We start from the raw sequence: 14712 nt of genomic DNA, 5'->3' as shown, positions 1-14712 counted from the left end.
TGTTCGTTAGTAATTTAATCCAACGGGTTGTTATAAAAGAATTTTCCTTAACGTGTGGCATTTCCTGAGATTCTCTACCATGCTCATAAAACCTCACCATCATGTGTGAGGTTTTTCGTAGTTGCTGATTAATCTCAAGGAAAAAAGGTTATGAAAAAGACGACTGCTATTTTGCTGGGAACGGCGTTTCTGTTTACCACCAATACCTTTGCGGCTGAACTGCTGACGAAAAATGAATTCGAGAAAGTCGAATCGCAGTATGAAAAAATCGGTACGGTAAGCACTTCAAATGAAGTCTCTATTGATGATGCAAAGAAAGAATTGATTGAAAAAGCAGATAAAGAAGGTGCCGACGTACTGGTGCTCACGTCAGGTAATACCAACAACAAAATTCACGGCACGGCCGATATTTACAAGAAAAAATAATGTCCTGCAGCCATCCCGGATCCGGGGTGGCTGTGCGTCACGCTTTCCCTCTGTAACACCTCTCTCTTCCCCGTCTTCATTTAACCCCCTTGTCCTCAGGCCGAAACGCGCGGTTACACTTGCTAACGCAGATATAATGCGTATAGTTCTCATTTGCATTACACATAAACTTTTCTAAGGCCCGACAACGGGCCATTTTTGCGCGCACATTTAATGAGTCCATTATGAACAACACCAGAATGCATAAAACACTGCTGGCGCTCGCCGTTGGCGCAGTGACCCACGCTGCCCTGGCGGCAGAGGCAAAGCCAGAAGACACCATGGTCGTCCAGTCTGCCACCGGGCCTGATTTCACTCCCGGCGGCGACCAGCTGGTACCCGCCTTCCTGGATGGACAGGTGGCAAACGGCGGCCGTCTGGGGATGCTCGGCCAGCAGAATGCCATGGACGTGCCGTTTAATATCATCAGCTACACCTCGAAGCTGGTGGAAGATCAGCAGGCGAAAACCATTGCTGATGTGGTTGCCAACGATGCAGGCGTGCAGTTCGTGCAGGGTTACGGTAACAGCGCCGAAACCTTCCGTATTCGCGGCCTGAAGTTTGACGGCGATGACATGACCTTTGGCGGCCTGTCCGGCGTGCTGCCGCGTCAGGTGGTGGATGCCCAGATGGTCGATCGCATTGAAATTTTCAAAGGGGCAAACTCGCTGATGAACGGCGCGGCAAGCTCCGGCGTGGGCGGGATGATTAACCTTGAGCCAAAACATGCGGGCGACGTCCCGCAGGCGAAAGTGGGCGTGGACTACACCTCCGACTCACAGATTGGCACCACGCTCGATGCAGGCCGACGCTTTGGCGACAACGACCAGTTCGGCGCGCGCGTGAACCTGGTTCACCGGGAAGGGGAAACCGGCGTGCCGAACGACCGCCGCCGCACCACGCTGCTCTCCACCGGTCTGGATTACAAAGGCGACAATTTCCGCACTTCGCTGGATCTGGGTTATCAGAAGAAAACCTTCCACGGCAGCCCGACCAGCGTCAACATTTCCGCCGTGGACTTTGTGCCAGAGCCGCCGAAAAACGATCGTAACTTCTCGCAGAAATGGGCCTACAGCGACATTGAAAACGAGTTCGGGATGTGGCGCAGCGAGTACGACATCACTGACAACTGGACGGCCTATACCGGTCTCGGCGCGCAGCACGCGCACGAAGAGGGGATCTACAGTGCACCGAAGCTGGTGGACAAGAGCGGTAAGGCCACGGTCAGCCGTCTTGATACCAACCGTATCAGCGATTCCGTCAGCGGTATGGCGGGGATACGCGGTCACTTCACTACCGGCTTTGTCTCGCACAAGGTCAACGTGGGGTATTCCGCGATGACCAAAAACGAAAAAATCGCCTGGAAAATGTCGGCGACGGCGGATAACCCAACCACCAACATTTACCACAACACCGGCGTCGCGATGCCGGACAGCTCCAATTTCAACGGCTCTGGCGGCAAATACAGCGATCCGCTGACCAGCGGGCGCACCCGCACTCAGGGCTGGCTGCTGAGCGATACCCTGGGCGTGCTGGATAACAAGCTGCTGTTTACCGCTGGTGCACGTCATCAGAAAGTGGTCATCCGCGGGTACAACAAAATTACCGGTGCGGAAAACGACGCGGACGGTTTTGACGGCAGCCGCTGGATGCCAACCTACGGTGTGGTTTATAAACCGTGGGAGGAAATTTCGCTTTACGCTAACCACACCGAAGCGCTGCAACCGGGTAAAACCGCGCCCAACACGGCCACCAACTACGGCCAGAGCACCGGTATCGTTCACTCTAAGCAGAATGAAGTGGGCGTGAAGGCGGACTTTGGTCGCGTGGGCGGCTCCCTGGCGCTGTTTGAGATCAAAATGCCGTCGGCGATCCTCGACGACAGCGGTCACTACGGCCTGGACGCTGAGCAGCGTAACCGTGGCGTAGAGCTGAACGTCTTCGGCGAGCCAATGCTCGGGATGCGCCTGAACGCCAGCGCCACCTGGCTGCAGGCCGAGCTGACCAAAACCAAAAACGGCGTGAATCAGGGCAACGATGCCATTGGTGTCCCGAACTTCTACGCCGTGCTGGGCGCAGAGTACGACATCAAACCGATTGAGGGCCTGACGGCTACCGCCCGCGTCAACCACTCCGGCACGCAGTACGCCGACCTCGCGAACAGCAAAAAGCTCGACAGCTATACCACGCTGGATCTGGGCATGCGCTATCGCTTCGCGGTGAACCACAATGAAAACCAGATGACGGTGCGCGCGGGCATCGACAACGTGACCAACGAAAACTACTGGTCCAGCGTTGATGATTCCGGCACCTACATCACGCAGGGCGAACCGCGTACCTTTAAGGTCTCGGTTGGCTACGAGTTCTAAGCGTTCCACCTCGTTATCCGGGGCAGGGATGCCCCCATCCTTCCGTACCTTGTTATAAAATTGTAATAAAAGCTTCTTACACTGGCCTCCAGACCTTTACCTCTTGGCCAATGACAGGAAGCCGCTATGGGCAGACCCCTCAAATCCGTATTTAAAAAAGAACATCGCGACGATATCACTAACCGCAGCGCTAACCCGGTATTCTCCGAGGTTGCGGAGGTATTCCTCTCCCGCCGCCGTTTTTTGCAGATGGGCGCCGTGGCGGGTGCTGCCGCTTCATTCCCTTTTCTGATCAAACCTGAAAGCGCCATTGCCGCAGTATCAAAGCCTTCTGCACTGGCAAAAGCGGTTTCCCTGGGCTTTACCAGCATCGACGTATCCACGGAAGATACGGTCAGGGTGCCGGAAGGCTATATCGCCCGTCCGTTTTATCGCTGGGGTGACCCGACGGGGATCAAGAACAACATGCCGGCGTTTAAACAGGATGCCAGCAACACCACCGACGAACAGGCCGTGCAGGCGGGCATGCACCACGACGGGATGGCGTGGTTTAGCCTGCCGCAAGGGAAACAAAACCCGGAACATGGCCTGCTGGCGCTGAATCATGAGTACATCGATAACGGGATGCTGTTTACCGACGGCACGGCCAACTGGAATCTCGACAAGGCCCGCAAGGGGCAGAACGCGATGGGCGTGTCGGTGGTGGAAGTAAAAAAATCGGGCAGCGACTGGCAGGTGGTTCGCCCGTCTTCGTATGCCCGCCGCATTACCGTCAATACGCCGATGCAGCTTACCGGCCCGGCGCGGCATCAGGACTTAATGAAAACCGCCGCTGACCCGCAGGGGGAACGCGTGCTGGGCACCATGCAAAACTGCGCCAACGGCCATACGCCGTGGGGCACCTATCTCACCTGCGAGGAGAACTGGTCGGATATTTTTGTCAAAAAAGCCGATCTTAATCCGCTGGAAAAACGCTACGGCATCAGCGACAGCGATGAATCCTACCGCTGGAACGAGGTGGATGACCGCTTCAGCGTCGATAAAACCCCTAACGAACCCAACCGTTTCGGCTGGGTGGTGGAGATTGATCCCTACGATCCCACCTCCACGCCGCGCAAGCACACCGCTCTGGGCCGCTTCAAGCATGAAGGCGCCGCCGTCACGCTCGCCACCGATAACCGCGTGGTGGTCTATATGGGGGACGACCAGAAGTTTGAGTACATCTATAAATTCGTCTCGGACAAAAAATACGATCCTGCCAACCGTGAAGCCAATATGCAGCTGCTGACGTCCGGCACGCTGTACGTTGCCCGGTTCAACGAGGAGGGGAGCGGCGACTGGCTGCCGCTGATCTTCGGGCAGAATGGCCTGGATAAAAGCAACGGTTTCGAAAGCCAGGGCGATCTGCTGATCAAAACCCGTCTGGCGGCCGATGTGGTGGGGGCGACGAAAATGGATCGTCCAGAGTGGATTGCGGTCGATCCGCACGCCAGCGGCAGCGTCTACTGTACGCTCACCAACAACAGCGATCGCGGTAAAGAGGGTAAGGCGCCGGTCGATGCCGCCAACCCGCGTGCCAACAACGTGTTTGGTCATATTATGCACTGGCACGAAGAGGGAGCCGATCCGGCCGCCGCTCGCTTTAAGTGGGATATTCTCGTGATGGCCGGGCGTACCGACAGCGACGATCCGAAGGCCAAAGGCTCCATGCAGGGTGCAGCATTCGGCAGCCCGGATGGCCTGTCGTTCGATCACCAGGGCGTGCTGTGGATCCAGACCGATGTCTCTTCCAGCACCATTAATAAGAAAGCGTACGAAGGGATGGGCAATAACCAGATGGTGGCTACCATTCCGGGCACCAATGAGTATCGCCGTTTCCTGACCGGCCCACGCGGGTGTGAAATCACCGGGATTGCGTTTACGCCGGACAACCGCACGCTGTTTATTAACATTCAGCATCCGGGAGAGGGCGGGGATGATATTACCGACCCGGCCAATCCGCGTGCTGTTTCCAACTGGCCAGACGCGAACCCGAACGGACGTCCGCGTTCGTCGACGGTGGTGATCACCAAAGCGGACGGTGGGATCATCGGTTCGTGACGTTTATCCGCCGGGTGCACGCAGTGGCCCGGCGTTAAACTTGCTACCACCAGCATGAAGTGTTAAAACGTGCCCCTTCTAAAAAAGAGACAGGGGTAGGACGTGAAAGACGCGTCATCCGCTTCAGGCAACGGTAGCGCTGAAGCTTCGTCGGAACAGAACCCGACGCTGCAACGTGGTTTGCAAAATCGACATATTCAGTTAATTGCCCTTGGCGGCGCGATCGGTACCGGGCTGTTCCTGGGTATCGGCCCCGCCATTCAGATGGCTGGCCCGGCGGTCCTGCTGGGATACGGTATCGCCGGGGTTATCGCCTTCCTGATCATGCGCCAGCTCGGCGAGATGGTCGTCGAAGAGCCGGTGTCAGGCTCGTTCGCTCACTTTGCCTATAAATACTGGGGCCCGTTCGCAGGCTTCCTCTCCGGCTGGAACTACTGGGTGATGTTTGTGCTGGTGGGAATGGCCGAACTGACCGCCGCAGGCATCTATATGCAGTACTGGCTGCCCGAGGTGCCAACGTGGGTCTGGGCTGCGGCCTTCTTTATTATCATCAATGCCGTTAACCTCGTGAACGTGCGCCTGTATGGTGAAACCGAGTTCTGGTTCGCGCTGATCAAGGTGCTGGCGATTATCGGCATGATCGGCTTTGGCCTGTGGCTGCTGTTCTCAGGCCACGGCGGCGAGCGGGCCACTCTCGACAACCTCTGGCAGCACGGCGGCTTCCTGGCGACGGGCTGGAAGGGGCTGATCCTGTCGCTGGCGGTGATTATGTTCTCGTTCGGCGGGCTGGAGCTGATTGGGATCACCGCGGCCGAAGCGCGCGATCCGCATAAAAGCATTCCGAAAGCGGTTAACCAGGTGGTGTACCGTATTCTGCTGTTCTACATCGGCTCGCTGGTGGTACTGCTGGCGCTCTACCCGTGGGTGGAAGTGAAGTCCGACAGCAGTCCGTTTGTGATGATTTTCCACGATCTGAACAGCAACGTGGTGGCCTCGGCGCTGAACTTCGTCATTCTGGTGGCGTCGCTGTCGGTCTATAACAGCGGGGTTTACTCCAACAGCCGCATGCTGTTTGGCCTTTCGGTGCAGGGGAACGCCCCGAAATTCCTCACCCGCGTCAGCCGCCGCGGTGTGCCGGTCAACTCTCTGCTGCTTTCCGGGGCCATTACGTCGCTGGTGGTGCTGATCAACTACCTGCTGCCGAAATCCGCCTTTGGTCTGTTGATGGCGCTGGTTGTCGCCACGCTGCTGCTGAACTGGATCATGATCTGCCTGGCGCACCTGCGTTTTCGCGCCGCGATGCGCCGCAAGGGGCGTGAGACGCAGTTTAAGGCGCTGCTCTATCCGGCAGGCAACTACATCTGTATTGCGTTCCTGGCGATGATCCTGGTGCTGATGTGCACCATCGACGACATGCGCCTGTCCGCGATGCTGCTGCCGGTGTGGGTGGTGTTCCTGTTTATCGCGTTTAAGCTCTCACGCAAAAAGTAGCCCGTTTTTCTCCCTCTCCCTGTGGGTGTTCGGTCCGGGGTGAGGGCAACAGACCGCACTAAACCAGACCGCACCTGCCTTCACGCCCGGTGGCGCTGCGCTTACCGGGCCTACATGTTGCAATTTTAAATCTCAAACGCTATCCGTTTCCCGTTTGGTAACGTCACATCGATGCTTAGCTCCCCTCCAAGCGCACTCACATAGCGTTTGAGCGTTGAAAGTCGGGGGTCGTTTCCCGGCTGTTCGATTTTCGCCACCGTGGGTTGTTTTACCCCCATTGCCGCAGCCAGTTCTGTCTGCGAAATATTGAGCTCTTCCCGCAGTTGGTTCAGCGCAACAATTCTGCGCATCACTTCAACTTTCGCCGCAATGCGCTCCTGACTTTCCGCGCTCTGTTGTGCCATAAGTTCTTTTAGCGTTGCCATATGGCCTCCTTATTCGCCAGATGTCTGTGATACTCAACGTCAGCCAGCGCTATCATCTCTTTATAAAACCGTTTTTGGTTGCAACCGGTTTTGTCCCCGGCACAGAGCACAATTGCTTTGCGGTCAGGATCAAAAGCAAAAAAGGCCCTGATGGGATTTCCTCTGTGCTGAATTCGTAACTCTTTCATGTTCCCAAAGGCTGAAGCCTTCACGGTGTCTACAAACGGCCGCCCAAGTTGCGGACCAAACTCAGAAAGAATATGCATTGCTGCCAGCACATCTTCTTTTAACGCTGTTGTTTGTTCAAAGAACCATTCATCAAATCTGTCTGTTGTCTCGACGTTCCACATCGTTTCTCCTGTAGCTTCCTCGCCTTATTATTTTATAGCCTATTGGCTATAATTCCAATCAGAACACATCTGTTTATCAGGCAAGCCTCTTTATCGTGACCCCCCTCCCAAATCTTCTACGATCCACAGGATCTTTATTTTGTAATCGATTACTTTTTTGTTTGAGTTTTTTGTAATCGATTACTTTTAAGGGTGAGGCTTATCATGGTGTCAACAACTGAAAGTAGTGGAAAGGCGATAGCACCGCACCGGCTGCTGGTGCCGCGTCTGTCGCTGATGATGTTTCTGCAGTTTTTTATCTGGGGAAGCTGGTCGGTCACGCTGGGTCTGGTGATGACCCAGCACAACATGTCGTTGCTGATTGGCGATGCGTTCTCCGCCGGGCCTATCGCCTCTATTCTGTCGCCGTTTGTGCTCGGGATGTTGGTGGATCGCTTCTTCGCCTCGCAAAAGGTCATGGCGGTGATGCATCTGGCCGGGGCAGCAATCCTCTGGTTTGTGCCGGGCGCGCTGATTGCGGAAAACGGTGCGCTGCTGATCGGCCTGCTGTTTGGTTATACGCTCTGCTATATGCCGACGCTGGCGCTGACCAACAATATCGCCTTTCACAGCCTGGCGAATGTGGATAAAACCTTCCCGGTGGTGCGCGTGTTCGGCACTATCGGCTGGATTGTGGCGGGCATTTTCATCGGTGTCACCGGCGTGGCGGCAAGCGTCACCATCTTCCAGGTGGCGGCAGTCAGCTCCGTGCTGCTGGCTCTCTATAGCCTGACGCTACCGCACACGCCTGCTCCCGCGAAAGGGCTGTCGGTGCAGGTTCGCGATCTCTTCTGCGCGGATGCCTTTGCGCTGCTTAAAACCCGCCACTTTTTCGTCTTTTCCGTCTGCGCGATGCTGATCTCCGTCCCGCTGGGGACCTACTACGCCTACACTGCCTCGTATCTGGCGGATGCGGGTATTGCGGATGTCAGTACCGCCATGTCGTTCGGGCAGATGTCTGAGATCTTCTTCATGCTGGTCATTCCGCTGCTGTTCCGCCGCCTGGGCGTGAAAATCATGCTGCTGATCGGCATGCTGGCGTGGTTTGTGCGCTACGCCATGTTTGCGCTGGGCGTGAGTGAAGAGGGGCGCATCCTGCTCTATCTCGGCATTCTGCTGCACGGCGTCTGCTACGATTTCTTCTTTGTCGTCGGCTTTATCTATACCGACCGGGTCGCAGGCGAAAAGGTCAAAGGTCAGGCGCAGAGCATGATTGTGATGTTCACCTACGGCATCGGCATGCTGCTTGGCTCGCAGATATCCGGCGCGCTCTATAACCGCCTGGTGGCCGGGCAGGCCGTTCCGCAGGCGTGGGTCACGTTCTGGTGGATCCCGGCGGTGGCTGCCGCGGCGATCGCGCTGATTTTCCTTCTCACGTTTAAGTATGACGATGACAAGGCGTAATGTTCTGGAGGTGGTATGAGAAAGATTAAGGGACCGGGTATTTTTCTGTCGCAATTTATTGGTGTGAATGCACCGTTCAACAGGCTCGACGGGCTGGCGGGCTGGGCGGCAGCGATGGGCTATAAGGCGGTGCAGATCCCCTGTAACCATCCGGCTATTTTTGATGTGCAGAAAGCGGCGGAAAGCCAGACCTATTGTGATGACCTCACCGGCACGCTGGCGGAGCACGGGCTGGTGATCAGCGAGCTGTCGACCCATCTGGAAGGCCAGCTTGTGGCGGTAAACCCGGTGTACAGTGACGCGTTTGACCACTTCGCCCCTGCAGCCGTACGCGGCAATGACGCCGCCCGGCAGGCATGGGCCACAGAAAAACTGACACAGGCCGCCGTGGCCTCGGCGAGATTAGGCCTGAAGGCGCACGCCACCTTCTCCGGCTCGCTGGCATGGCCGTTTTTCTACCCGTGGCCGCCGCACAATGAGCAGCGTTTTCAGGCGGCGTTCCAGGAACTGGCAACCCGCTGGCGCCCGATTCTGGACGCCTTTGACGAGCAGGGCGTGAACGTCTGCTTTGAGCTGCATCCGGGGGAAGATCTGCACGATGGAGTGACCTTTGAGCGTTTTCTGGCGCTTGTTGATAACCACCCGCGCTGCAACATTCTCTACGACCCAAGCCATATGCTGCTCCAGCAAATGGACTACCTGACCTTTATCGACATCTACCATGCGCGTATTAAAGCGTTTCACGTGAAGGATGCCGAGTTTCGCCCCAACGGGCGCAGCGGCGTCTACGGCGGCTACCAGCCGTGGCTCAACCGGGCCGGGCGGTTCCGCTCACTGGGGGACGGGCAGATCGACTTCAAAGGCATCTTCAGCAAGCTGACCCAGTACGACTACGACGGCTGGGCGGTGCTGGAGTGGGAGTGCTGCCTGAAGGATGGCGATACCGGCGCGAGGGAAGGCAGCGAGTTTATCCGCCGTCACATCATTCCGGTCTCCGGGCGTGCGTTTGATGATTTTGCCGCAGGGGGTAACGATGATTAACGTCGGCATTATCGGCAGCGGGTTTATCGGCCCGGCGCATATCGAGGCGCTTCGGCGTCTCGGGTTTGTGCAGGTGGTGGCGCTCTGCGACGGTACGTTTGCCGAGGCGCAGGCAAAAGCGCGTCAGCTTAACGTGCCGCACGCCTTCGACAGCGTGGAGGCGTTGCTTGCACATCCGGATTTACACGTGGTGCACAACTGCACGCCAAACCATCTGCACGCGGAGATTAACCGCCAGATCCTGCGCGCGGGAAAGCACGTATTCTCCGAGAAGCCGCTGTGCATGACCCCGGACGAAGCGCGTGAGCTGGTAGCGCTGGCGGAGCAGGCAGGGGTGATTCACGGCGTCAGCTTTGTCTATCGCCAGTTTGCCATGGTGCGCCAGGCCGCAAGCATGATGAGGGCGGGTAGCATCGGGCGGATCTTCGCCGCGCACGGCAGCTATCTGCAGGACTGGATGCTGCTGGAAACGGACTACAACTGGCGGGTGGATGCGGCCCTGGGCGGTGCGTCGCGCGCGGTGGCGGATATCGGTTCGCACTGGTGTGACACGGTGCAGTTTGTTACCGGGCGGCGCATCACCGAGGTGATGGCCGATTTATCCATCGTCTGGCCGACGCGCAAGGCAAACGTGGCAGGCAATCACACCTTCACTCATGACGAAAACGCGCAGTATGAAGACAAGCGGGTCACCACCGAAGACGTTGGCTCAGTCCTGTTCCGCTTTGACGACGGCAGCAAAGGCTGCTTTAGCGTTTCGCAGGTGAGCGCCGGGCGCAAAAACCGTCTGACATTTGAAATCAACGGCAGCGAAAGGTCGGTGGCATGGGATCAGGAGGTGCCGCAACAGCTGTGGATTGGCCACCGCGCACAGGCCAATCAGACGCTCAGTGACGATCCGGGTCTGATGAACCGCGATGTGGCCGACAGCGCTCACTTCCCCGGCGGGCACATCGAAGGCTGGCCCGATGCGTTTAAAAACATGATGGCGCAGTTTTACCGTGCCGTGCAGGCCGGCGTGATGCCCGAACGGCCCGAGTTTGCGACGTTCCACGACGGGGCGAACGTGATGTATATCATTGATGCCATTGTGAAAAGCCATCAGCAGCAGCGCTGGGTTCGTGTGCAAGCGTAACGCGTTGCCCGGTTCGCCGGGCAACGAATTTATGGTAGCCTGCATAAAACGTTAACCGCAGGAAGTGCCGTCGCTATGTCAATTCAGAAAATCGCTCAGCTTGCCGGGGTGTCCGTGGCAACGGTCTCGCGCGTGCTTAACAACAGCGATACCGTGAAGGCGAAAAACCGCGAGCGCGTTCTGCAGGCCATTAAAGAGAGCAATTACCAGCCCAACCTGCTGGCACGCCAGCTGCGCACCGCGCGCAGCTATATGATCCTGGTGATGGTCTCGAATATCGCCAACCCGTTCTGTGCCGAAGTGGTGAAGGGCATTGAAGAGGAAGCCGAGAAGAACGGCTACCGTATTTTGCTGTGCAATTCCGGGTCTGATATCGAACGCTCCCGCTCGGGGTTAAGCCTGCTGTCGGGCAAAATCGTCGACGGCATTATCACCATGGATGCCTTCTCAAAATTGCCTGAACTTGCCGCCCTGATCGGCTCCGCGCCGTGGGTGCAGTGCGCCGAATACGCCGATGCCGGAACGGTCTCCTGCGTGGGCATCAATGATGTGGACGCGTCACAGCATGCCATCAGCCAGCTTGCCGACGGCGGACGCAAACGTATCGCGATGATCAATCACGATCTCAGCTACAAATATGCCCGCCTGCGCGAACGCGGCTACAAAAGCGTGCTCCACCTGCGGGATCTGGATTATCAGGCGGTGGAATATGCCCGCGATCTCAGCTCCAGCGCGGGCATGGCGGCGATGCAAAATCTGCTGAAGGACAACCCGCCGGACGCGGTATTTGCCGTGTCCGATACCCTTGCGGCAGGAGCGCTGCGTGCCATACAGCAGGTGGGGCTGCGCGTGCCGGAGGATATCGCGGTGGTAGGGTTTGACGGTACGGAGCTGGCGGAGATGATCTCGCTGACCACCATTGAACAGCCTTCGCGGGATATCGGGCGCAAGGCAGTCGATCTGCTGTTGAATAAAATCGACAACCCGGATGCGCCCACGGAGAGGGTGATGCTGGACTGGCGCTTTATTTCCCGCGCCAGTACCTGATTATTGTGCGATGCCACCCGCCAGGGAGCGAATATCGTTCCCGGTGGGGGACTGATGAATACGCAGACCAAATTCATCCACCACGGCAAAAATATGGTCGAAGATGTCAGCCTGAATCTCTTCATATTCCGCCCAGACCACCGTGTTGGTGAAGGCATATATTTCAATCGGCAGACCATTTGCGTCAGGCGCCAGCTGGCGCACCATCAGCGTCATATCTTTACGAATACGCGGGTGGTTACGCAGATATTCATTCAGATAGGCGCGGAAGGTGCCGATATTGGTCATCTTGCGCAGGTTTAATACCGATTCCCCTTCACCGTTTTGCTGATTCCACAGGTTTATTTCCTCATGTCGCGCGGCCAGATAAGGCTTCAGCAGTTTCGCCTGAATCAGCTTCTGCTGCTCCTGCTCGTCGAGGAAGTGAATGCTGGTGGTGTCGATATTCAGGCTGCGCTTAATGCGTCGCCCGCCGGAGGCAGACATGCCGCTCCAGTTGATGAACGCGTCGGAGACCAGCGCCCACGTCGGAATGGTGGTGATGGTGTTATCGAAGTTGCGGACTTTAACCGTGGTGAGACCAATGTCCGTCACCGTGCCGTTAGCGCCGTATTTCGGCATCTCCAGCCAGTCGCCGAGCTTGAGCATATCGTTAGCGGAGAGCTGAATACCGGCGACCAGCCCCAGAATAGGGTCTTTAAACACCAGCATGAGTACCGCTGCCATGGCCCCCAGGCCGCTTATCAGAATGGCGGGTGACTGGCCGATCAGCAGGGAGATGATTAAGATCCCCACCAGAATGGCGCTCACCAGCTTGATCCCCTGGAAGATCCCCTTCAGCGGCAGCTGTGAGGCGGTCGCCATTTTCTGCGACAGATTAAAAATCACGTCCAGCAGCGAGAAGAAAGAGAGCAGGGCATACACCATCACCCACAGCTTCGCGCAGGTGGTGAGCATTTCCGCTGCTTCGCTGCCTTTGTGCAGCCACAGTACCGCCTGAACGTTGACGATTATCCCCTGAAGGGTAAACGCCAGGCGGTGAAATAACTTGTTCTGCGTAATGATCTGCAACCATAAATGGCTGCTGGCCTGCGCGCGTTTCTCGAAAGCGCGGAGCACCACTTTGTGTAGAATAAAATGAACAATGATGGCGGTAAGAAAAATAATACCAAAGATAATCACTAACGAGGTGGTGTGATTAATTTCAATCCCTAACTCTTCAACCTGAGCAATTAATTCCTGCATAACGTCTCCTGTATTGATGCAGCCCCATAATGGCGGCTGCGGATCTATTATGCAAATTCGCGGCTTATTTGGTGGCGTGGCAGGTTTTCACCACCAGCAGGCACAGACGATGGCGCATACGTAACGTTGCCAGCCCCAGCACGATCATCATGCCGGTTTCCACGGCGAGGAAGACGTTAATCGCCTGGGTGTAATCGCCGTGGTGGTTTTGCAGCGCGTGCAGCAGGATCGCACCAAAAATCGCCGGGCCAAGCCCCAGGGCGGCCTGCTGCAGCGTACTTAAAATCGCGCTGGCCGCCCCGGCATCGTCAGGCTGAATGTCGCGCATCCCGATGCGGTAGAAGCTGTTGACGATCAGCGCCTGCCCATAGCCAACCAGCCCGGTTGCCGGTGCCAGCGTCAGCGCCGTGTTGTCCATGCCCCAGAGACGGAAGGTGGCAATCAGCGCCAGCAGGCCGATAATCTGAATCGCCAGCCCGGTCAGCAGAATCGAGCTGGTGCTGTAGCGGGCAATCAGACGCGGGGCAAACCATGCCGATATAAAATAGGTCACCCCCAGGGCGATAAAACTGTTCCCCGACTGCCACGGTGCCATTCCCAGACCGGTTTGCATGGTCAGCGCCATACAGAACATAAACCCGGACCAGACGCTGAAAAAGAGCAGCGCAATCAGCACGCCAAAGCGGATGCTGCGAAGCTGCATCAGACGCGGCGGGATCAGCGGATGGGCATCCTCACGCTCTTTTTTACGGGCATTTAAGACCATCAGATACCCCAGCGGGATAATCGCCATCAGTGCGGCCTTCAGCGGCCAGGACCAGTGCCACTGCGGGCCGAGGGCCATTGGAAACAGCAGGCAGCAGAGAATGACGGCCAGCAGGACGATGCCCGTCCAGTCAATGCGCGACGGGGTTTCGCGACGGGTTTCCGGCACATAGCGACGGCTCAAGCCCAGAACCACCAGACAGATGGGCACGTTGATAAAGAAGGCGTTACGCCAGCCCAGCCCGGCGATATCTGCCGACACCAGCCAGCCGCCGCCCATCTGCCCGACGATAAACGCAATGCCGCCGATACCGCCAAACAGGCTGATCGCTTTCGCATGGGCCGTGCCTTTTAGCGTCACGTGCAGCGTGGCAAGGATTTGTGGCACGATCAGCGCCGCTCCTGCGCCCTGAATGATGCGCGCAGCAAGCAGTTGCTCAATGGTTCCCGCCATTCCACACAGCAGCGACGCCAGGCCAAAACTTGCCACGCCCCACATAAACAGACGACGGCGCCCGAGGTTATCCCCGAGCTTGCTGCCAAGGGCAAGGCAGACGGCGAAGGCCACGCCGTAGAGCGCGACAATCAGCTCCAGTTCGGTGGCGGTGGCGTGCAAGGAGTGGGTGATAGCGTCCAGCGCCACGTTGGTGATCGAGGTATCAATCAGCGGCAGCATCTGGCCGGTTAACAGCAATATCAGGCCTGCGCGACCCGGTGAAACAACTGACGTATTCATGGTAACTCCATTGCGTCATTCAACAGATGGTCGTAGCATCAACGATCTGATAAACGGGTACCAGTTCTTGCTTATACTGGTACTGGCACTACCATGCAGG

General features: G+C 57.1%; 12 protein-coding genes. 8 read left to right on the top strand and 4 right to left on the bottom strand.

Features of this window, described 5'->3' with window-relative positions:
- Nucleotides 1-150: 150 nt before the first annotated feature.
- The 4 genes from yahO (at nt 151) to pheP (ending at nt 6425) form a co-directional block, all read left to right on the top strand.
- Nucleotides 151-426, top strand: coding sequence for a DUF1471 family periplasmic protein YahO (gene yahO / locus ECL_RS15635; RefSeq protein WP_013097697.1), 276 nt, complete (start codon nt 151-153; stop codon nt 424-426).
- Nucleotides 427-650: 224 nt separating this feature from the next.
- On the top strand, nt 651-2834 hold the full coding sequence (locus tag ECL_RS15630) for a TonB-dependent receptor (protein WP_013097696.1): 2184 nt from the start codon (nt 651-653) through the stop codon (nt 2832-2834).
- A 126-nt stretch (nt 2835-2960) separates the two neighbouring features.
- Complete coding sequence (locus ECL_RS15625) at nt 2961-4934, top strand: PhoX family protein (protein WP_013097695.1); 1974 nt, start codon at nt 2961-2963, stop codon at nt 4932-4934.
- A 102-nt stretch (nt 4935-5036) separates the two neighbouring features.
- A complete protein-coding gene (pheP, locus tag ECL_RS15620; protein WP_013097694.1) occupies nt 5037-6425 on the top strand; it encodes a phenylalanine transporter in 1389 nt (462 codons plus the stop codon).
- Nucleotides 6426-6550: 125 nt separating this feature from the next.
- Here the strand turns inward: pheP and ECL_RS15615 are convergent, their stop codons facing one another.
- The gene (locus ECL_RS15615; protein WP_013097693.1) at nt 6551-6850 is read right to left on the bottom strand and encodes a helix-turn-helix domain-containing protein; all 300 of its coding nucleotides are present in this window, start codon (nt 6848-6850) and stop codon (nt 6551-6553) included.
- Nucleotides 6838-7200 carry a type II toxin-antitoxin system RelE/ParE family toxin gene (locus ECL_RS15610; RefSeq protein ID WP_013097692.1) on the bottom strand — a complete coding sequence of 121 codons (363 nt, stop codon included), beginning with the start codon at nt 7198-7200 and terminating at the stop codon, nt 6838-6840. The genes ECL_RS15615 and ECL_RS15610 overlap by 13 nt, the downstream gene beginning before the upstream one ends.
- Nucleotides 7201-7404: 204 nt before the next feature.
- On the opposite strand from ECL_RS15610, the gene ECL_RS15605 reads away from it, so the two are divergent.
- From ECL_RS15605 to ECL_RS15590, 4 genes are all read left to right on the top strand, one after another.
- A complete protein-coding gene (locus ECL_RS15605; RefSeq protein WP_013097691.1) occupies nt 7405-8643 on the top strand; it encodes an MFS transporter in 1239 nt (412 codons plus the stop codon).
- A gap of 15 nt (nt 8644-8658) precedes the next feature.
- Nucleotides 8659-9684, top strand: coding sequence for a sugar phosphate isomerase/epimerase family protein (locus ECL_RS15600; RefSeq protein WP_013097690.1), 1026 nt, complete (start codon nt 8659-8661; stop codon nt 9682-9684).
- Nucleotides 9677-10819 carry a Gfo/Idh/MocA family protein gene (locus ECL_RS15595; protein ID WP_013097689.1) on the top strand — a complete coding sequence of 381 codons (1143 nt, stop codon included), beginning with the start codon at nt 9677-9679 and terminating at the stop codon, nt 10817-10819. The genes ECL_RS15600 and ECL_RS15595 overlap by 8 nt, the downstream gene beginning before the upstream one ends.
- A gap of 75 nt (nt 10820-10894) precedes the next feature.
- Complete coding sequence (locus ECL_RS15590) at nt 10895-11866, top strand: LacI family DNA-binding transcriptional regulator (protein WP_013097688.1); 972 nt, start codon at nt 10895-10897, stop codon at nt 11864-11866.
- Here the strand turns inward: ECL_RS15590 and ECL_RS15585 are convergent, their stop codons facing one another.
- Together ECL_RS15585 and ECL_RS15580 are read right to left on the bottom strand one after the other, a co-directional pair.
- Nucleotides 11867-13111 (bottom strand): mechanosensitive ion channel family protein, encoded by a 1245-nt coding sequence (locus tag ECL_RS15585; protein WP_013097687.1) that lies wholly within the window; start codon nt 13109-13111, stop codon nt 11867-11869.
- A 64-nt stretch (nt 13112-13175) separates the two neighbouring features.
- A complete protein-coding gene (locus ECL_RS15580; RefSeq protein WP_013097686.1) occupies nt 13176-14612 on the bottom strand; it encodes an MFS transporter in 1437 nt (478 codons plus the stop codon).
- Nucleotides 14613-14712 lie beyond the last annotated feature (100 nt).

The organism is Enterobacter cloacae subsp. cloacae ATCC 13047, assembly GCF_000025565.1.
Taxonomy (GTDB): domain Bacteria; phylum Pseudomonadota; class Gammaproteobacteria; order Enterobacterales; family Enterobacteriaceae; genus Enterobacter; species Enterobacter cloacae.
This window is presented reverse-complemented; position numbering and strand designations above follow the sequence as displayed.